The organism is Pseudomonas sp. MF6755 (genome assembly GCF_016405635.1).
Classification (GTDB): Bacteria; Pseudomonadota; Gammaproteobacteria; order Pseudomonadales; family Pseudomonadaceae; genus Aquipseudomonas; species Aquipseudomonas haemolytica.
This window is the reverse complement of sequence record NZ_JAEKDA010000002.1, coordinates 322,548-341,365: the sequence shown is the minus strand read 5'-3', so window position 1 is coordinate 341,365 and position 18,818 is coordinate 322,548. Positions and strand designations below refer to the sequence as shown.

Sequence of the window (18,818 nt, the reverse complement as noted above, 5' to 3'; positions counted from 1 at the left end):
CCGAAGCATTCGCCATGGTCTGGCTCAAGACTGACTGCACTTTGTGAACTGGCCGTAAATATCGGCGCAAAAGGCGAGTATTCACTCTGCTTTCTGCACTCGCTTCAGGCCTCATGTCACCTGCGCTTGTTACAATCCCGAGCCTTCCAAGGTGGCAAAAGCCCCGTAGGACGGCCTCGCGTCCTGATGAATTGCGATGGTCAGGGCCGGCAGTTTGCCGCATGTCCTCTGGCCAGGCCGCTTTTGGCGGCGTTCGCGACTATAGCAGCAATGATTAAGTGCTTCAATTCCATAAAAAATTGTTATCATCGCCGGCATGACGACTACCGCCCCCCCGACCCCCAGCGTCCAGCTGCTTGAGGTCTCGCCGGAATATGCCGGCCAACGCATCGACAATTTCCTCCTGGCTCGGCTCAAAGGTGTGCCCAAGACCTTGATTTACCGCATTTTGCGTAAAGGCGAAGTGCGCGTGAACAAGGGGCGGATCAAACCCGAGTACAAGTTGCAGGCGGGCGATATCGTCCGAGTGCCGCCTGTGCGCGTGCCTGAGCGCGACGAGCCTGTGCCGTTGGCCCAGGGTCTGTTGCAGCGCCTGGAAGCGTCGATTGTGTTCGAAGACAACAAGCTCATCGTAATCAACAAGCCGTGTGGCATTGCGGTTCATGGCGGCAGCGGCTTGAACTTCGGCGTGATCGAAGCCTTTCGCCAGTTGCGTCCGGATGCCAAGGAGCTGGAGTTGGTCCATCGCCTGGACCGTGACACCTCCGGCCTGTTGATGATTGCCAAGAAACGCAGCATGTTGCGCCATCTGCACACCGCCCTGCGTGGCGACGGCGTGGATAAACGCTACATGGCCTTGGTGCGTGGCAACTGGGCCAGTTCGATCAAGAGCGTCCGTGCTCCGCTGCAGAAGAGCAACCTGCGCTCCGGCGAACGCATGGTCGAAGTGGATGAGGAGGGCAAAGAAGCCCTGACGCTGTTCAAGGTGCTGCGCCGTTTCGGCGACTTCGCCACCCTGGTCGAGGCCAAGCCGGTCACCGGCCGTACCCACCAGATTCGCGTGCATACCCTGCATGCGGGGCACTGTATTGCCGGCGATACCAAGTACGGTGACGAGGGGTTCTCCAAGGAGATCCGCGACCTGGGCGGCAAGCGCTTGTTCCTGCACGCCTACATGCTGACCGTGCCGCTGCCAGATGGTGGCGAGTTGAAGCTACAGGCGCCGGTCGATGAGATGTGGGCCAAGACCGTGGAGCGCTTGAGTGTCGCGCCTTGACTACAAACTGCTGATCTTCGATTGGGATGGGACGCTCGCTGATTCCATTGGTCGGATTGTCGAGTCGATGCAAATGGCCTCGACCCGTTCAGGCTTTGAGTTGTGCAGTGATTTGGCGGTCAAGGGCATTATCGGTCTGGGCTTGCCTGAGGCGATTCGCACCCTGTATCCGCAGATCGGTGACCAGGAGTTGATCGCGTTCCGGCAGCATTACGCTGATCACTACATCGCCTTGGAAGCCGAGCCTTCACCATTGTTCGACGGTGTAAGGCAGTCTTTGGAGGCGTTTCGTGCCGAGGGCTTTCACTTGGCTGTGGCCACCGGCAAGGCCCGCCGCGGGCTTGACCGGGTTCTCAAGGCCCATGGCTTCGAAGATTATTTCGACATCACCCGCGCGGCGGATGAAACCGCCAGCAAACCCCACCCTCTGATGTTGGAGCAGATCCTGGCTCATTGCGGTGTATCGCCGCGCGAGGCGTTGATGGTGGGTGACGCGTCATTCGACCTGATGATGGCGCGCAATGCAGGCATCGACAGCGTAGCGGTCAGCTATGGCGCCCAGGCTGGCGAGGCGTTGCAGCAATATGAGCCGAAGCTGACGATTGATCATTTTTCTGAACTGCAGGCCTGGCTCAGCCGGGCCCGATAAGTCTTTGCTGGGGTTAATGGCATGAGTGACGAGTGGAAAGCGCCCGAAAAGGCCGAGAGCAGTGATGATAAAAGCTGGAAACTGCTGGAGAAGACCCTTCTGGCCAGCGTCCAGGAGCAGCGCCGTTCCCGGCGTTGGGGGATTTTCTTCAAGCTGCTGACCTTTGTTTACCTGCTGGGCATGCTGGCGCTGTTCAGCCCGCTGATGGACATGGAGAAAAGCGCCACCCGTGGCAGCCACTACACTGCCTTGATCGAAGTGCGCGGGGTGATTGCCGACAAGGAGTCCGCCAGTGCCGACAATATCGTCAGCAGCCTGCGCGCCGCATTCGAAGACCCCAAGGTCAAGGGTGTGATCCTGCGTATCAACAGCCCGGGCGGCAGCCCTGTGCAGTCGGGCTATGTGTATGACGAGATTCGTCGCCTGCGCGCACTGCATCCGGATACCAAGCTCTATGCGGTGATCTCCGACCTGGGCGCCTCGGGGGCCTATTACATCGCCAGTGCCGCGGACCAGATCTATGCCGATAAAGCCAGCCTGGTGGGTTCCATTGGTGTGACGGCAGCCGGTTATGGGTTTGTCGGCACTATGGAAAAGCTGGGCGTTGAGCGTCGCACCTATACCTCGGGTGAGCACAAGTCGTTCCTTGATCCGTTCCAGCCGCAGAAGGCGGATGAAACCGCGTTCTGGCAGGGGGTGCTCGACACCACTCATCGCCAGTTCATCGCCAGCGTCAAGCAGGGGCGTGGGGATCGACTGAAGGATAAAGACCATCCTGAGCTGTTCTCCGGCCTGGTGTGGTCCGGCGAGCAGGCATTGCCGCTGGGCTTGATCGACGGCCTGGGCAGTGCCAGTTCGGTGGCGCGGGATGTGATTGGCGAGAAAGAGTTGGTGGACTTTACGGTCGAGGAATCGCCGTTTGATCGCTTCTCCAAGAAGCTGGGCGCCAGCGTGGCTGAAAAACTGGCGCTGTATATGGGTTTTCAAGGTCCGTCCCTGCGCTGAAAACCTGAGGCTGACATAGTTCAAAATGTGGGAGCGGGCTTGCTCGCAAATACGGTGGATCAGTTACAGATGTATTGACTGACACGCCGCTTTCGCGAGCAAGCCCGCTCCCGCATTTGGTTTTGTGGTGGGCCTATGGGATTTGCACGCCTTCAGTCAGCAACATGTCTACCAGTCGGATCAGTGGCAGGCCAATCAGGCTGGTGGCATCCGCCCCCTCCGTACTCTGAAACAGGCTCACACCCAGCCCTTCAGCCTTGAAGCTGCCTGCGCAGTCATAAGGCTGTTCGAGGCGCAGATAGCGCTCAATGCGCTCCACGTCCAGTACGCGCATCTGCACGGTAAACGGCACGCAATCCACCTGGCAGCGCCCGGTCTCGCTGTTAAGCAGCGCCAGGCATGTAAGAAAGCTCACACGCTTACCGCTGGCCGCCAGCAACTGCTCGCGGGCATTTTCAAACGTGTGGGGTTTGCCGATGATTCGCCCTTCTAGCGCGGCCACTTGGTCCGAGCCGATAATCAAATACCCTGGATGGCTGGCGGCGAGGGCACGGGCCTTCTCTTCGGCCAGGCGCATGACCAGCTCGATGGCGGATTCATTCGGGCGATGGCGTTCGTCGATATCCGGCGAGCTGCAGATGAATGGCAGGTGCAGGCGGCTCAGTAATTCCCGGCGATAAACCGAGCTGGACGCGAGTAATAAAGGCAGCATATACGTCTCCTCAGGGCAGTCGCAGATTCTAGCGACGTGACCAGCTGACGCACAGGGCTGAATTTCCTTTGACATGGCTGGGTGCATCCCTATAATGCTGCGCCTATGTTGAATGACCCGATTCCACCTCACGTTGACCCGCGCAAATTGGCTGATCGTGGCACCACCCTTCAAGGTGAAGTGCTTCTGGCCGATTTGGAGAGACTCTGCGACCCGCTTTCCGACACTGTCGGTACGGTGCAGGCTAAATTCGTTTTTGAACGAGATGAACGTAAGTCTGTGGTAATCCACAGCATTATCGACACCGAAGTCAAAATGGTTTGCCAGCGTTGTCTTGAGCTGGTCACCCTGCCGATCCATAGCGAATGCAGTTATGCTGTGGTGAAAGAGGGTGCGAATACCCAGTCGTTGCCGAAAGGTTATGACGTGCTGGAACTGGGCGAAGATCCATTGGATCTGCATGCACTGATCGAGGAGGAGCTTCTGCTCGCCTTGCCCATTGTGCCTGCTCATCATCCGGAAGAATGCCAGCAGCCGGAGGGTCTCGATGACGAGGCCGAGCCGAGCGAGGACGAGGTAACGCGGTCCAACCCGTTCAGTGTATTGGCGCAGTTAAAGCGTGACCCAAACGTTTAGGAGTTAATCAATTATGGCTGTTCAGCAGAACAAAAAATCCCGCTCCGCCCGTGACATGCGCCGTTCGCACGACGCTCTCGAGGCTAGCACCCTGTCTGTGGAAAAGACCACTGGTGAAGTTCACCTGCGTCACCACGTATCGCCAGAAGGCGTATACCGTGGCCGTAAAGTGATCGACAAGGGCGCTGACGAGTAATCACTTGTCTGCTCAAGTCATCGCGATTGACGCAATGGGCGGGGACTTCGGTCCCTGCAGCATTGTTCAGGCCTGCATTGCCAGCCTGACTGCAACACCCTCGCTGCACCTGACCCTTGTCGGTCAACCCTCCCTTCTTGAAGAACTGATTGCCAGCCATCCGGCGGTGGATCGCGTGCGCCTGACAATTACGCCGGCGAGCGAAACCATTGGCATGGATGAAAAGCCGGCGGCCGCCCTGCGCGGCAAGCCCGATTCTTCAATGCGGGTGGCCCTCGAGCTGTTGCGTGATGGCAAGGTGCAAGCCTGTGTCAGTGCCGGTAATACGGGGGCGTTGATGGCCTTGTCGCGGCATGTGCTCAAGACCTTGCCGGGTATAGACCGGCCGGCAATGGTTGCGGCGATCCCGACACAGAACGGCTACTGCCAGTTGCTGGACCTGGGCGCCAATGTCGATTGCAGTGCCGAGCACCTGTTGCAATTTGCCGTGATGGGCTCGGTGGCTGCCGAAGCGCTGGGAGTGGCCCGTCCGCGGGTGGCGTTGCTCAATATCGGTACCGAGGACATCAAGGGCAACCAGCAGGTCAAGCTTGCCGCCACCTTGCTGCAAGGTGCACGGGGCTTGAACTACATCGGCTTTGTCGAGGGTGATGGTCTGTACCGCGGCGAGGCCGACGTGGTGGTGTGTGATGGGTTTGTCGGCAACATCCTGCTCAAGTCCAGCGAGGGCTTGGCGACCATGATTGCCACGCGTATCGAGGCCTTGTTCAAGCGCAACCTTGCGTCGCGCGTGGTGGGTGCCTTGGCGCTGCCGTTGATGCGTCGCCTGCAGGCTGATCTGGCTCCGGCGCGGCATAATGGCGCGAGTTTCCTCGGGTTGCAGGGCATTGTGGTGAAAAGCCATGGCTCGGCAGGTGTCGAGGGCTTCCAGAGCGCGATTGCGCGGGCCTTGATCGAGATCCAGGAGAACCTGCCGCAACGCTTGCACGGCCGTCTTGAGGATCTGTTGCCTTAGGCGAATTGGCCCGGGAGTGCTTAAATGTGACCGGCCAGTTCAATTGACCATCCAATCTGTCAGTTTCGTGCGCTCCCACCCTTCATTTTAAGATCGGGGGCGACTATTTCCGACGACCGATCATTTAGGGGCTTGTTACATGTCTACATCCCTCGCATTCGTCTTTCCTGGGCAGGGTTCGCAGTCCCTCGGCATGTTGGCCGAGCTGGGCGCGCAATATCCGCTGATCCTGGAAACCTTCAAGGAAGCTTCCGACGCCCTGGGTTACGACCTGTGGGCCCTGACCCAGCAAGGGCCGGAAGAGCAGCTCAATCAAACCGATAAAACCCAGCCGGCCATCCTGACCGCGTCGATCGCCCTGTGGCGCTTGTGGCTGGCGGAAGGCGGCGCACGCCCGGCATTCGTTGCTGGTCATAGCCTGGGCGAATACAGCGCCCTGGTTGCAGCGGGCAGCCTGACGCTGGGTGAAGCGGTCAAGCTGGTCGAGCGTCGTGGCCAACTGATGCAAGAGGCCGTTCCGGCCGGGCAGGGCGGCATGGCCGCTATCCTGGGCCTGGACGATGCGGTGGTGATCGAGGCCTGCGCCGAAGCGGCACAAGGCGAAGTCGTCAGTGCGGTGAACTTCAACTCACCTGGCCAGGTGGTGATCGCCGGTGCCAAGGCTGCCGTAGAACGTGCCATTGAGGGTTGCAAGGCTCGTGGCGCCAAGCGCGCATTGCCGTTGCCGGTGAGCGTGCCGTCGCACTGTGAGCTGATGCGTCCGGCTGCTGAGCGTTTTGCCGAGTCCATCGCTGCCATCAACTGGCAGGCGCCGCAGATCCCGCTGGTGCAGAACGTCAGTGCGGCAGTTGCACCCGACCTCGAAACACTCAAGCGCGATCTGCTGGAGCAACTCTACAAGCCGGTGCGCTGGGTTGAGTCGGTCCAGACCCTGGCCGCCAATGGCGCCACCGAGCTGCTCGAGTGTGGCCCGGGTAAAGTCCTGGCCGGCCTGAACAAGCGTTGCGCCGACGGTGTGTCGACCGCCAACCTCAATACCCCTGAAGCCTTCGCTGCCGCCCGCGCGGCACTGGCCTGAATCCCGAAATTAGGAGAAGCCTGCATGAGTCTGCAAGGTAAAGTTGCACTGGTTACCGGCGCAAGCCGTGGCATTGGCCAGGCTATCGCTCTGGAGCTGGGCCGTCAGGGCGCCGTTGTGATCGGTACCGCCACGTCCGCCTCGGGCGCCGAGCGTATCGCAGCGACCCTGAAGGAAAACGGCGTGCAAGGCACCGGCCTTGAACTGAACGTGACCAGCGATGAGTCGGTGGCCGCGGTGCTGGCCCAGATCACTGCAGAGTTCGGTGCGCCGGCTATTCTGGTGAACAACGCCGGCATCACCCGTGACAACCTGATGATGCGCATGAAAGACGACGAGTGGTACGACGTGGTCGATACCAACCTGAACAGTCTGTTTCGCCTGTCCAAGGGCGTTTTGCGCGGCATGACCAAGGCGCGTTGGGGCCGAATTATCAATATTGGCTCCGTAGTGGGTGCCATGGGCAACGCAGGCCAAGTAAACTATGCAGCTGCCAAGGCCGGCCTGGAAGGTTTCAGCCGTGCTCTGGCGCGTGAAGTCGGCTCGCGGTCGATTACGGTCAACTCGGTGGCCCCAGGGTTCATCGACACCGATATGACCCGCGAACTGCCGGAAGCGCAGCGTGAAGCCTTGCTGACGCAGATTCCGCTGGGCCGTCTGGGCCAGGCTCAAGAGATCGCGAATGTGGTCACTTTCCTGGCATCCGACGGTGCGGCATACGTGACTGGGGCTACAATCCCGGTGAACGGCGGGATGTACATGAGTTAAATTGTGACGGATCGCTTCAAAAAAATGTCATACGAGCTGTCTAAAATCCGTTATAAAGCTGCAACTTAATTTATAGGCAGGTGGCGGACCGGGTACAGGGTGAAGCTTTCAGTTGAAAAGCTGAAAAGGCTTTCTATACACTTACCCACTGGCCAGCTGCCTGAATTTGTCCATTAGGAGTTAAACAAGGTATGAGCACCATCGAAGAGCGCGTCAAGAAAATCGTCGCCGAGCAACTGGGCGTTAAAGAAGAAGAAGTGGTCAACACTGCTTCCTTCGTAGAAGACCTGGGTGCCGATTCCCTTGACACCGTTGAGCTGGTGATGGCTCTGGAAGAGGAATTCGAGACCGAAATCCCGGACGAAGAAGCTGAAAAAATCACTACTGTTCAAGCTGCTATCGACTACGTTACTAGCCACCAGGCGTAATAGTTTGTAGTCGTCGCTTGCTGTCAGGGAAAAACCGCACTGCTGTAACGGCGTGCGGTTTTTTCTTTAGCCCTGATCAAAAGTGAGCGGTGAAGCAAAGTGTCGTCATCAAGAAAAAGGAGAGTGCTGTGTCGCGTAGACGCGTCGTAGTCACCGGTATGGGTATGTTGTCGCCACTGGGCACGGACGTGCCGAGCAGTTGGCAGGGCATTCTGGCTGGCCACAGTGGTATTGGTCTGATCGAACACACGGACCTTTCTGCCTATTCCACCCGTTTTGGCGGCTCGGTAAAGGGCTTCAATGTCGAGGAATATCTCTCGGTCAAGGAATCCCGCAAGCTCGACCTGTTCATTCAATACGGCCTGGCAGCCGGTTTTCAGGCAGTGCGTAACGCCGGCCTGGAAGTCACCGACGCCAACCGTGAACGCATCGGCGTGGCCATGGGTTCGGGTATTGGCGGTTTGACCAATATCGAAGAAACCAGCCGCACGCTGCACGATTCCGGCCCCCGTCGAATTTCACCGTTCTTCGTGCCGGGCTCGATCATCAATATGATTTCCGGTTTCCTGTCCATCCACTTGGGCGCACAGGGGCCTAACTACGCCATTGCAACGGCATGCACCACGGGCACTCACTGCATCGGCATGGCGGCGCGCAATATCGCCTACGACGAAGCGGACGTGATGATCGCCGGTGGCGCCGAAATGGCCGCCTGCGGCCTGGGCATGGGCGGCTTCGGCGCATCCCGCGCGCTGTCGACGCGCAATGACGAACCGACCCGTGCCAGCCGTCCGTGGGACAAGGGCCGTGACGGCTTCGTACTGGCCGACGGTGCCGGTGCGCTGGTGCTGGAAGAGTTGGAGCACGCGAAGGCGCGTGGCGCCACCATCTACGCCGAATTGATTGGCTTTGGCATGAGCGGCGACGCGTACCACATGACTTCGCCACCGTCCGACGGTGCCGGTGCTGCGCGCTGCATCACCAATGCCCTGCGCGATGCGAAGGTCAATCCCGACCAGGTGCAGTACATCAACGCCCATGGTACTTCGACCCCGACCGGCGACCTGGCGGAAGCCGAGGCCATCAAGTCGGTGTTCGGCGAGCACGCCTACAAGCTGGCGGTCAGTTCCACCAAGTCCATGACCGGCCACCTGTTGGGCGCGGCGGGCGCAGTGGAGGCGATCTTCAGTGTGATGGCCATCAAGGACCAGGTCGCTCCGCCGACCATCAACCTGGATGAACCGGACGAAGGTTGTGACCTGAACTTCGTGCCTCACGAAGCGCAACCGATGCCGATCGATGTGGTGATTTCCAACTCGTTCGGTTTCGGTGGCACCAACGGTTCCCTGGTGTTCCGCCGGTTCGCCGAGTGATGCACAGCTGGGTCGACGGTCAGCCAGCGGACAGCGTGCCCCTGAAAGATCGCGGCCTGGCGTATGGCGATGGTGTGTTCGAGACCATTGCCGTCAAGGCCGGGCAGCCGCTGCTGCTCGAGCGTCACCTGCAACGCCTGGATGAGGGTTGCAGGCGTTTGGCATTGATGACGGATCACGGATTGATTCGCAGCGAAGTGCTAGCCTATGCCGCCGCCCTTGGCGACGGTGTCCTCAAATTGATCCTTACCCGTGGCGACAGCTTGCGCGGTTATGGCCTTAACCCTGGCGCCCCGGTGCGCCGTATCTTGCAGGGCAGTGCGCCCGCTACTTATCCCCCTGCCCATGGAACCGATGGTATCCGCCTGTTTCCGTGTGCCACCCGCTTGGCCGAACAGCCGCTGTTGGCCGGCCTCAAGCACCTCAACCGTCTTGAGCAGGTGATCGCGCGCGCCGAGTGGCAAGATGCCGAGCATGCCGAAGGCTTGATGCTGGATATGTCTGGCCGGGTTGTCGAAGGCGTATTCAGCAACCTGTTCCTGGTGCGCAATGGCTTGTTACTAACTGCTGATCTGAGCCGGTGCGGCGTTGCCGGCGTGATGCGCGCCGAGCTACTGGCCCAGGCGCAAGCGCTGGGCGTCCCGCTGGCCGTGGCTGACATCAGTGTCGAGCAGTTGCGACAGGCCGATGAAGTCTTCGTCTGCAACAGCGTATATGGCATTTGGCCGGTGCGTGGATGCGCTGCGATGAGCTGGTCGGTTGGGCCACTCACCCGTAAACTGCAGGGCATTGTTCGCGCGCTATTGGATATTTGAGTTGATACGAAAACTGGTGTTACTGCTGCAGATCAGCCTGGTCTCGGCGGCTTTGCTCGTGGGCTTTTCGGCCTGGAAACTCGACTCTGCCCTCAAGCAGCCCTTGAAGCTGTCCCAGGAGCAGTTGCTCGACGTCCCGGCTGGCGCTACGCCGACGGGTACCTTCAATCGTCTGGAAGCTGACGGTGTGCTCGACGATGCATTTTGGCTGCGCCTGTACTGGCGCTTCAACCTCGAAGGCCAGCCACTGCACAGCGGTGAATACCGCATGACCCAAGGCCTTACCGCCGAAGGCTTGATCGGCCTGTGGCAGCGTGGCGAAGTGGTGCAGTACAGCCTGACCCTGGTGGAAGGCTGGAACTTCCGTCAGGTGCGTACGGCTCTGGCCAAGCATGAAAAAATCGTACAGACGCTCCCTGGGCTGACTGACAGCGAAGTGATGGACAAGCTCGACCATCCGGGTGTGTTCCCTGAAGGCCGTTTCTTCCCTGACACCTATCGCTTTGTACGCGGCATGACCGACGTCGAATTCCTGAAGAAAGCCTATAACCGCCTGGACGATGTGCTCGCCCAAGAGTGGAGCAAGCGTGCCGCCGATGCGCCGTATACCGACCCTTATCAAGCGCTGATCATGGCGTCCCTGGTAGAAAAGGAGACGGGTGTGCCGCAGGAGCGTGGGCAGATTGCCGGTGTGTTTGTACGTCGCATGAAAATCGGCATGTTGCTGCAGACCGATCCAACCGTGATCTACGGGCTGGGTGAGCGCTACAACGGCAAGTTGACCCGCGCCCACCTCAAGGAAGCCAACCCTTACAACACCTACATGATCGCCGGCCTACCGCCGACACCCATCGCGATGGTTGGCCGCGAGGCCATCCACGCGGCGCTGAACCCGGTGCCGGGCAGCAGCCTGTATTTCGTCGCCCGTGGTGATGGCAGCCACATTTTCTCGGATAACCTGGATGCGCATAATGCCGCCGTGCGTGAGTTTCAGCTCAAGCGGCGTGCCGACTACCGTTCCAGCCCGGCGCCGGTGGTGAAACCGCTGGAAGATGTTGCCCCTCCTGCCGATGCTCCGACCCAGCCCGCGCCGGACACCACCGCGCCGCAAAGCCCGCAATGACTCTGACTAAGGACTGCCTGTGACTGGCTTGTTTATTACCCTGGAAGGCCCGGAAGGCGCCGGCAAAAGCACCAACCGCGACTACCTGGCCGAGCGCCTGCGCGCCGAGGGCATAGAAGTGGTGCTGACCCGGGAACCGGGCGGTACGCCGCTGGCCGAGCGTATTCGCGAAGTCCTGTTGGCCCCGGGTGATGAGCAGATGAACCCGGACACTGAGTTGCTGCTGGTGTTTGCCGCCCGTGCCCAGCACCTGGCCGAAGTGATTCGCCCGGCGCTGGCACGTGGTGCGGTGGTGATTTGCGATCGCTTCACCGATTCCACCTACGCCTACCAGGGCGGTGGCCGGGGTTTGTCCCTGGAGCGTATCGCCACCCTGGAAACCTTCGTGCAGGGTGATGTGCGCCCCGACCTGACCCTGCTGTTCGACCTGCCGGTGGAAGTGGGCATGGCTCGCGCCAGTGCTCGTGGTCGCCTGGATCGCTTCGAACTCGAAGGCCAGGCGTTTTTCGATGCTGTGCGCAGCGCTTTCCTGCAGCGTGCCAAGGCTGAGCCTGCACGTTATTACCTGCTGGACGCCGCCCAGCCGCTGGCCCAGGTGCAACGGGCCATCGATGCGCTGTTGCCGACACTCCTGGAGCGCACCCGTGGCTGAGTCCTACCCGTGGCAGGACAGTCTGTGGCAGCAATTGGCCGGCCGTGCCCAGCACGCCCATGCCTATTTGCTGCACGGGCCGGTGGGCATTGGTAAGCGCCACCTCGCCGAGCGCCTGATGGCCAGCCTGTTGTGTCAGCGTCCGGTCAACCTGGAGGCCTGCGGCGAATGTAAGTCCTGCCTGCTGCTCAGGGCCGGCAGTCACCCGGATAATTATGTGCTGGAGCCCGAGGAGGCGGACAAGGCGATCAAGGTCGACCAGGTGCGTGATCTCGTCAGCTTCGTGGTACAGACCGCGCAGATGGGCGGGCGCAAAGTGGTGCTGATCGAGCCGGTGGAGGCGATGAACATCAACGCCGCGAACGCCTTGCTCAAAAGCCTCGAAGAACCGTCCGGCGATACCGTGCTGTTGCTGGTGAGCCATCAGTCCAGCCGCTTGTTGCCAACTATTCGCAGCCGGTGCGTGCAGCAGGCTTGCCCGTTGCCGAGCGAAGCCATGAGCCTGCAATGGCTGGCACAGGCGTTGCCGGAGTGCACCGCAGAAGAACGGGTCGAGTTGCTGACCCTGGCGGCCGGTTCGCCCTTGGCGGCGGTGAAGCTGCAAGCCCAGGGCGTGCGTGAGCAGCGGGCATTGGTCGTGGATGGCGTGAAGAAGCTGCTCAAGCAGGAGTTGTCCGCCACGCAATTGGCCGAAAGCGCCTGGAAGGATATTCCCCTGTTGCTGTTGTTCGACTGGTTCTGCGACTGGTCCAGCCTGATCCTGCGCTACCAATTAACCCAGGATGAACAGGGCCTGGGCCTGGCGGATATGCGCAAGGTCGTGCAGTACCTCGCGCAGAAAAGTGCTCAGGACAAAGTACTTAACATCCAGGACTGGATTCTTGCCCAGCGCCAGAAGGTACTCGGCAAAGCCAACCTCAACCGCGTGCTGTTGCTCGAGGCGCTGCTGGTGCAGTGGGTCGGCCTGCTCGGGCGGCGTTAATTTCCGTGGCCAACGGGTGTATCGTTGGCCAGACTCTTTTCGTGACTTAAGTCCTGAATTCCTATGCTCGTAGATTCCCATTGCCACCTTGATCGCCTCGACCTTGCCCAGCACGGCGGTTCCCTCGACGCCGCCCTTGAGGCGGCCCGCCAACGCGGGGTCGGTCACTTCCTGTGCATTGGTGTCAGCGCAGAGAACGCCGCCGACGTCAAAGCCTTGGCTGATCGCTACCCCGACGTGGATTGCTCGGTCGGTATCCATCCGCTGGACCTCAAGCCTGGCGAAGCCCCGGCCCTCGACTGGCTATTGGGTGAACTCAACCATCCACGGGTGGTAGCCATTGGTGAAACCGGACTGGACTACCACTACGAGCCCGAAGCGGCCGAGTTGCAGCAGGCTTCGTTCCGTCTGCACCTGCAGGCCGCCCAGCAGACTGGCAAGCCGGTGATCGTCCACACCCGGGGTGCCCGCGCCGATACCTTGACGCTGCTGCGTGAAGCCGCGCTGCCGCAGGCCGGTGTGTTGCATTGCTTTACCGAAGATTGGGACATGGCCAAGGCGGCCCTGGACCTGGGGTTCTATATATCCCTGTCGGGTATCGTCACCTTCCGTAATGCCGATGCGCTGCGCGACGTGGCCCGCCAGGTGCCGGCCGACCGTCTGCTGGTAGAAACCGACTCGCCGTACCTGGCGCCCATCCCCCATCGCGGCAAGCCCAACCTGCCGGAATATGTGCGTGACGTGGCCGACTACCTGGCAATTCTGCGCGGCGAGTCGTACGAGCGCTTCGCCGAGCAGACCACCGAGAACTTCAAGCGCCTGTTTCCGTTGGCCCACGTAGCTGGGTAACACAGCTAAATTTCAGGCAAAAAAAACCCGGGTTCTGGGGGGGGAATCCGGGCTAAGACCATTAGGAGTAAAACAAGGGTACGCAGTCCGTCGGTACCCAGGTCGACGCTTCACTTGGGGGAGATGTCGCGCCAACAGTTGAAGTATTGATCAGTATCCCATTCAGTCCAGTCGTGATTGATCGTTTTTTAAACAGATTTGGAATACGTGCGCTTCGCTTGAGTTCTCATTGCGCTGATGGGCAGGGTCAGGTGTTGCGTATTATTTCTGACTGATATCGCTGAAATCGTTGGCGCACTGAAAGTTAAGTGCCTGGCGGGTTCACATAGACGTTGCCCAACGACCGTTCAGTCGGGATAATCCCTCGCATCGGGTAAATCGTATCGCCACGTATCGGTGGCCCTGCGCAACCCTCCCTATTCCGACCTTTGCAGACCTCTTCCTCATGCACAAAGAACCCCGTAAGGTCCGTGAGTTTCGCCGCCGTGAGCAGGAAATTCTCGACACTGCACTCAAGTTATTCCTCGATCAGGGCGAAGACAGCGTCACCGTCGAGATGATTGCGGATGCCGTGGGTATCGGCAAAGGCACGATCTACAAGCACTTCAAATCCAAGGCCGAGATCTACCTGCGCCTGATGCTCGACTACGAGCGCGACTTGAACGAGCTGCTGCACTCGGCCGATGTCGACAAAGACAAGGAAGCCCTGTCCCGCGCTTACTTCGAGTTCCGCATGCGGGACCCGCAGCGCTACCGCCTGTTCGACCGCCTGGAAGAGAAGGTGGTCAAAGGCCACCAAGTGCCGGAAATGGTCGAGGAACTGCACAAGATCCGTGCCTCGAACTTCGAACGCCTGACCCTGCTGATCAAGGGCCGCATCAGTGAAGGCAAGCTTGAAGACGTGCCGCCATACTTCCACTACTGCGCCGCCTGGGCCTTGGTGCATGGCGCCGTGGCGCTGTACCACTCGCCGTTCTGGAGCAATGTGCTGGAAGACCAGGAAGGCTTCTTCCAGTTCCTGATGGACATCGGCGTACGCATGGGCAACAAGCGCAAGCACAGTGCTGAGCCCGCCGCCGTTGAAACCGCGCCTGTGCAAACGCCTACTCCGTAATGATTTGCTGCCAGGCGTAGTACCCCAGGAATATACTCAGGCAAGGATCTTGCTAAAAGCTGATTTATAAGTCAGCTTTTAGTGCGCCCGAATTATCCTCTGCCGGAGTGATCCATGATCGTTGATCGTCAAGGCAGGCGTTTTCGCAATTTGCGGATCAGCCTGACCTCAGCCTGTAATTACGCGTGTACTTACTGCGTGCCCAATGGCAAGCGGCTGGTGGCTGCCCAGGACGAACTCTCGGCCGAGGCCATGGCCCGGGGCGTGGCTTACCTGATCGAAGCAGCCGGTATCGAGCGTTTGCGCATCACCGGCGGTGAACCGCTGGTCAGTCCCAAGTTGGAAGCCTTCATGGGCGCGGTCGGGCAGATGGGCCTCAGCGACATCAGCCTGACCACCAATGGTCAACTGCTGGCGCGCAAACTGCCGTTGCTGGTGGCGGCCGGCATTCGGCGCATCAATGTCTCCCTCGATACCCTGGATGCCGATGCCTTTCGCAGCATCGCCCGTGGCGGCGACCTGGCCACCGTGCTCGATGGCATGGACCAGGCCAGCGCCGCCGGGATCAAGATCAAGGTCAACATGGTGCCGTTGCGCGGCCAGAACCTGGACCAGGTGATGCCGCTGCTCGACTACTGCCTGGAGCGTGGCTACGAGCTGCGCTTTATCGAGCTGATGCGCATGGGCCACCTGGCGAAAGACTCCAACGCGTTCCTGCAACAGTTCGTCAGCCTGCAACAACTGCTCAGCCTGATCGGCGAACAGCATGAATACCTGCAAGCCAATGCGCCGGTCGATGCCACGGCAGTGCGCTACGAAGTGCCGGGCAAGGGTTTCTTCGGCGTGATCGCCAACGAAAGCGTGCCGTTCTGCCGCACCTGTTCGCGGCTGCGGTTGTCCTCCACGGGTTGGCTGCATGGGTGCTTGTCCTCAAGCAATCGCCACTACGTCGGCGATTTGCTGGACCAGCCGCGTCATCAGGCATTGCCGGCCCTGCAGGGCTTGCTGATGAAGGCCCTGGGTGACAAGCAGGAAGTGGCATTTTCCGGCGGCGCGACGGTCATGAAGATCATCGGCGGCTAAGTGTTGCCCTTCAAGATGGCGCAGAACCTGCATCTCACGCCCATTCGCCGGTTTTCCGTCACCGGCTTCTGGAGGATTAGGATGCGTAGTCTGGTTTTGCTGCTGGCGTCGTTGGCCCTGGGTGGGTGCATGACCGTCAGCGATATGGCCGAAGGCACTCGCTATCAGATGAGCGACGCCGGGTTGCTCGACCACAGCGATACTCGGCGTACCGCCTCGGTGCGCATACAACCGGACTCCTTTGTGTTTATCGCCCAGGGCGCCTTTGTGCCGCCGGGCAGCGCGTACCCACGGCCTAACGTAGTGGCCGAGGAAGCGTTCAACGGCTTCGTCGAGTATTTCCCCATGGTCCGTCGCGCGCGCCAACCGGAAGGTCTCGAGCAGGCCATGGCCGAAGCTCGCGAGGCGGGTGCTCACTACCTGCTGTATTGCCGCTTTGCGGCAGCCGATGACCGTATCGGCAACGCCGACGAGTGGACCGATCAGCAAGCCCTGGACCGCCTGGGTCTGGACAGCGGCGTGATACAGGTCATGTTGATCGAGACCAGCACCCAGTATTTGATTGATACTGCGCGTATTCGCAGTCGTGGCGGTTTACTGACGTTCCACGACACATCGCCACAAGATCTGATTGCCCGCCCTCTGGCGCAATACGCCCGGGGCTTGCTGGGCATGAGCAATCAGTAGACCCGAGGAGAACCCCATGACCGATTCCGCCAAGGCCAATGATCTATTGGCCCAACTGCCCAAGGGCAAGGGGCCGGCGCCGGTGCATCTATGGAACCCGGATTTCTGCGGCAATATCGACATGCGCATTGCCCGCGACGGCACCTGGTTCTACCAGGGCACGCCTATCGGGCGAAAGCCGATGGTCAAGTTGTTCTCCAACATCATTCGCCGCGATGGTGATGAATATTTTCTGGTTACACCGGTGGAAAAAGTCGGGATAACCGTCGATGACGCGCCTTTTGTCGCCGTTACGCTAGACGTGCAAGGGCAGGGCGAAAGCCAGGTATTGCGTTTCACCACCAACGTCGACGAGCAGGTCGAGGCCGGTCTTGAGCATCCGCTGCGGGTGGTGATCGACCCCGTCACTCACGAGCCTGCGCCTTATCTGCGGGTACGCACCAACCTTGAAGCCCTCGTGCATCGCAACGCGTTCTACCAATTGGTGGAGCTGGCCGTGAGCCGTCCGATCAACGGTCAGAGCTGGCTTGGCGTATGGAGTTGCGGGGAGTTTTTCCCCATCGGCCTGGAGCCCTGAGGCCGATTCTGTCTTCACCCTGAAATAATTCCCTTGCTGTAAACCACGACTTTCGGGTATCAATTTGTACATGATTAGACATGTTCGATTTGATAAGAAAAAACGCGTCGTCGACGAGCTCATCCGCCGTATCGAAGGTGGGGTGATGGTCGATGGTTTCCTGTTGCCGGGCGAGCACCAATTAGCCGAGGAATTTGCGGTCAGCCGTGGCACGCTGCGCGAAGCGCTGGCTGAGCTTAAACGCCGCAACTACATCGCCACCCAGAGCGGCGTCGGCTCCATCGTCACCTTTGACGGCATGGTGCTCGACCAACGCAGCGGTTGGGCCCAGGCCCTGGCAGATACGGGCGCCCAGGTGAGCACCGACATCCTGCGTTTCGAAGCTGTGGCCCGCCCGGACCTGTCCAGCCGCTTCGGCACTGACCAATTCATTGCCCTCGACCGCCGCCGGCTCACGGCTGACGGTACCGCCGTCTCCCTGGAGCGCTCGTTGATGCCTGCTTCTGGCGGCCTGGAAAGCCTGCCCCGCACTGGCCTGATCGACAATTCCCTGACCATCACCCTGGCTGCCTACGGCTATGTGGGCGCCGAGGGTGACCAATGGATGGGTGCCGAGCCCCTGAGCGATAAAGACGCCGAATTACTCGGACGCCCCTCCGGCGCTGTCTTTCTCAAGGCGTCGCGCACCACCTATGACCGCCGCGAGCGTTTCATGGAGCATGTCGAAAGCGTGCTCGACCCGCTGCATTTTCGTCTGCACCTGCAGTTTGGAGCTTCAAAATGACCCGGGAAAATCGCGCACTCGGTGCCTTCTACGGCCTTGCCCTGGGCGACGCCTTGGGTATGCCTACTCAGTCCTTGAGCCGAGAGCAGGTGCAAAAACGCTTCGGCGCTATCACCACCCTGGAAGACGCTGGCGCCGACCAACCGATTGCCCCGAACATGCCAGCCGGTTCCATCACCGATGACACCGAGCAGGCCATCCTGGTCGGGCAGTTGCTGGTGGAAGGCCAAGGCGGCATCGAACCCACTGTGCTTGCCCAGCGCCTGATCGAGTGGGAAGCGGTGATGCGCGCCAAGGGCTCCCAGGACTTGCTCGGGCCTTCCACTAAACGGGCCATCGACATGATCCTCGCCGGTCACACGCCCGAAGAATCCGGGCGCTACGGCACCACCAATGGCGCCGCCATGCGCATCACCCCGGTGGGCATCGCCGCCGATGTCAGCGACACGGCGCGGTTTATCCAGGCAGTGATCCAGGCCTGCCAGGTCACCCATAACACCAGCCTGGGCATCTCCAGTGCCGCGGCCGTGGCAGCGGTGGTCTCGGCGGGCATCAACGGCGTGGACCTGGGCGAAGCCCTGAACATCGGCACGCAGGTCGCCCAGCAGGCCGAAAGCCATGGGCACTGGATTGCCGGTGGGCGCATTTCTACCCGCATCAGTTGGGCTCGCACCCTGAGCGTCGGCAGCGGCGACAAAACGCTGTTTGCTGACCTGCTCTACGAATTGATCGGCACTTCGGTCGCCTCCCAGGAATCGGTGGTGGTGTCGTTTGCCCTGGCGCAGCAAGTCGCGTCGGGCGACCTGGATGCCTTCGAGGCCTTATGCCTGGCCGCCAGCCTGGGAGGCGACACCGACACCATCGCTGCGATCCTCGGTGCCATGCTGGGGGCGTGCCTGGGGATGCAGTGCTGGCCTGAGGCGTTGATCAAGCAGGTCAAGCAGGTCAATGGCCTGGACTTGCAGCCGCTGGTCCACGGGTTGCTTACGTTGCGCTAAGCACTGCAGAGCCAGCTC

At 60.3% G+C, this 18,818-nt stretch carries 22 protein-coding genes; 21 read left to right on the top strand and 1 reads right to left on the bottom strand.

The features are described from left to right. The first annotated feature begins 316 nt into the window (after nt 1–316). The 3 genes from rluC to JFT66_RS04025 are packed head-to-tail and all read left to right on the top strand — an operon-like array spanning nt 317 to nt 2,930. Entirely contained in the window at nt 317–1,276 is a 960-nt protein-coding gene (gene rluC / locus JFT66_RS04035; protein WP_034120807.1) for a 23S rRNA pseudouridine(955/2504/2580) synthase RluC, read from the top strand. Then, the gene (locus JFT66_RS04030; protein ID WP_198858802.1) at nt 1,263–1,925 is read left to right on the top strand and encodes an HAD-IA family hydrolase; all 663 of its coding nucleotides are present in this window, start codon (nt 1,263–1,265) and stop codon (nt 1,923–1,925) included. The genes rluC and JFT66_RS04030 overlap by 14 nt, the downstream gene beginning before the upstream one ends. A gap of 21 nt (nt 1,926–1,946) precedes the next feature. Continuing rightward, entirely contained in the window at nt 1,947–2,930 is a 984-nt protein-coding gene (locus tag JFT66_RS04025) for a S49 family peptidase (protein ID WP_034120805.1), read from the top strand. 133 nt (nt 2,931–3,063) lie between these two features. Here the strand turns inward: JFT66_RS04025 and JFT66_RS04020 are convergent, their stop codons facing one another. Next, on the bottom strand, nt 3,064–3,642 hold the full coding sequence (locus tag JFT66_RS04020; RefSeq protein WP_198858801.1) for a Maf family protein: 579 nt from the start codon (nt 3,640–3,642) through the stop codon (nt 3,064–3,066). 105 nt (nt 3,643–3,747) lie between these two features. Here JFT66_RS04020 and JFT66_RS04015 point away from each other — a divergent pair, with 105 nt between their 5' ends. The 18 genes from JFT66_RS04015 (at nt 3,748) to JFT66_RS03930 (ending at nt 18,800) form a co-directional block, all read left to right on the top strand. Further along, nucleotides 3,748–4,278 carry a YceD family protein gene (locus JFT66_RS04015; RefSeq protein WP_034120803.1) on the top strand — a complete coding sequence of 177 codons (531 nt, stop codon included), beginning with the start codon at nt 3,748–3,750 and terminating at the stop codon, nt 4,276–4,278. 13 nt (nt 4,279–4,291) lie between these two features. After that, the gene (gene rpmF / locus JFT66_RS04010) at nt 4,292–4,474 is read left to right on the top strand and encodes a 50S ribosomal protein L32 (RefSeq protein ID WP_003179396.1); all 183 of its coding nucleotides are present in this window, start codon (nt 4,292–4,294) and stop codon (nt 4,472–4,474) included. Between the two features lie 4 nt (nt 4,475–4,478). Then, nucleotides 4,479–5,489 carry a phosphate acyltransferase PlsX gene (plsX, locus tag JFT66_RS04005; RefSeq protein WP_198858800.1) on the top strand — a complete coding sequence of 337 codons (1,011 nt, stop codon included), beginning with the start codon at nt 4,479–4,481 and terminating at the stop codon, nt 5,487–5,489. A 139-nt stretch (nt 5,490–5,628) separates the two neighbouring features. Then, nucleotides 5,629–6,567 (top strand): ACP S-malonyltransferase, encoded by a 939-nt coding sequence (fabD, locus tag JFT66_RS04000; RefSeq protein WP_034120801.1) that lies wholly within the window; start codon nt 5,629–5,631, stop codon nt 6,565–6,567. Nucleotides 6,568–6,591: 24 nt separating this feature from the next. Continuing rightward, nucleotides 6,592–7,335 carry a 3-oxoacyl-ACP reductase FabG gene (fabG, locus tag JFT66_RS03995; protein WP_034120800.1) on the top strand — a complete coding sequence of 248 codons (744 nt, stop codon included), beginning with the start codon at nt 6,592–6,594 and terminating at the stop codon, nt 7,333–7,335. 191 nt (nt 7,336–7,526) lie between these two features. After that, entirely contained in the window at nt 7,527–7,763 is a 237-nt protein-coding gene (acpP, locus tag JFT66_RS03990) for an acyl carrier protein (RefSeq protein WP_003175607.1), read from the top strand. A gap of 128 nt (nt 7,764–7,891) precedes the next feature. Beyond that, complete coding sequence (fabF, locus tag JFT66_RS03985; RefSeq protein ID WP_034120798.1) at nt 7,892–9,136, top strand: beta-ketoacyl-ACP synthase II; 1,245 nt, start codon at nt 7,892–7,894, stop codon at nt 9,134–9,136. Further along, nucleotides 9,136–9,951: an aminodeoxychorismate lyase gene (gene pabC, locus JFT66_RS03980; protein ID WP_198858799.1), complete on the top strand. Its 816-nt coding sequence runs from the start codon at nt 9,136–9,138 to the stop codon at nt 9,949–9,951. The genes fabF and pabC overlap by 1 nt, the downstream gene beginning before the upstream one ends. A 1-nt stretch (nt 9,952) precedes the next feature. Beyond that, on the top strand, nt 9,953–11,074 hold the full coding sequence (mltG, locus tag JFT66_RS03975; protein WP_153839951.1) for an endolytic transglycosylase MltG: 1,122 nt from the start codon (nt 9,953–9,955) through the stop codon (nt 11,072–11,074). A gap of 19 nt (nt 11,075–11,093) precedes the next feature. After that, entirely contained in the window at nt 11,094–11,726 is a 633-nt protein-coding gene (tmk, locus tag JFT66_RS03970; RefSeq protein ID WP_034120793.1) for a dTMP kinase, read from the top strand. Next, a complete protein-coding gene (locus tag JFT66_RS03965) occupies nt 11,719–12,708 on the top strand; it encodes a DNA polymerase III subunit delta' (protein ID WP_162525001.1) in 990 nt (329 codons plus the stop codon). The genes tmk and JFT66_RS03965 overlap by 8 nt, the downstream gene beginning before the upstream one ends. Before the next feature lie 63 nt (nt 12,709–12,771). Next, nucleotides 12,772–13,557: a TatD family hydrolase gene (locus JFT66_RS03960; protein WP_198858798.1), complete on the top strand. Its 786-nt coding sequence runs from the start codon at nt 12,772–12,774 to the stop codon at nt 13,555–13,557. 445 nt (nt 13,558–14,002) lie between these two features. Further along, nucleotides 14,003–14,671, top strand: coding sequence for a TetR/AcrR family transcriptional regulator (locus JFT66_RS03955; protein WP_034120789.1), 669 nt, complete (start codon nt 14,003–14,005; stop codon nt 14,669–14,671). Nucleotides 14,672–14,785: 114 nt separating this feature from the next. After that, nucleotides 14,786–15,754, top strand: coding sequence for a GTP 3',8-cyclase MoaA (locus JFT66_RS03950; RefSeq protein WP_034120788.1), 969 nt, complete (start codon nt 14,786–14,788; stop codon nt 15,752–15,754). Nucleotides 15,755–15,835: 81 nt separating this feature from the next. Further along, nucleotides 15,836–16,441: a DUF4823 domain-containing protein gene (locus tag JFT66_RS03945; protein WP_153839948.1), complete on the top strand. Its 606-nt coding sequence runs from the start codon at nt 15,836–15,838 to the stop codon at nt 16,439–16,441. A 16-nt stretch (nt 16,442–16,457) separates the two neighbouring features. Continuing rightward, the gene (locus tag JFT66_RS03940; RefSeq protein WP_034120786.1) at nt 16,458–17,018 is read left to right on the top strand and encodes a DUF1285 domain-containing protein; all 561 of its coding nucleotides are present in this window, start codon (nt 16,458–16,460) and stop codon (nt 17,016–17,018) included. A 70-nt stretch (nt 17,019–17,088) separates the two neighbouring features. Beyond that, nucleotides 17,089–17,802, top strand: coding sequence for a GntR family transcriptional regulator (locus tag JFT66_RS03935; protein ID WP_198858797.1), 714 nt, complete (start codon nt 17,089–17,091; stop codon nt 17,800–17,802). Next, nucleotides 17,799–18,800: an ADP-ribosylglycohydrolase family protein gene (locus JFT66_RS03930; protein ID WP_034120784.1), complete on the top strand. Its 1,002-nt coding sequence runs from the start codon at nt 17,799–17,801 to the stop codon at nt 18,798–18,800. The genes JFT66_RS03935 and JFT66_RS03930 overlap by 4 nt, the downstream gene beginning before the upstream one ends. The last annotated feature ends 18 nt before the right edge of the window (nt 18,801–18,818 follow it).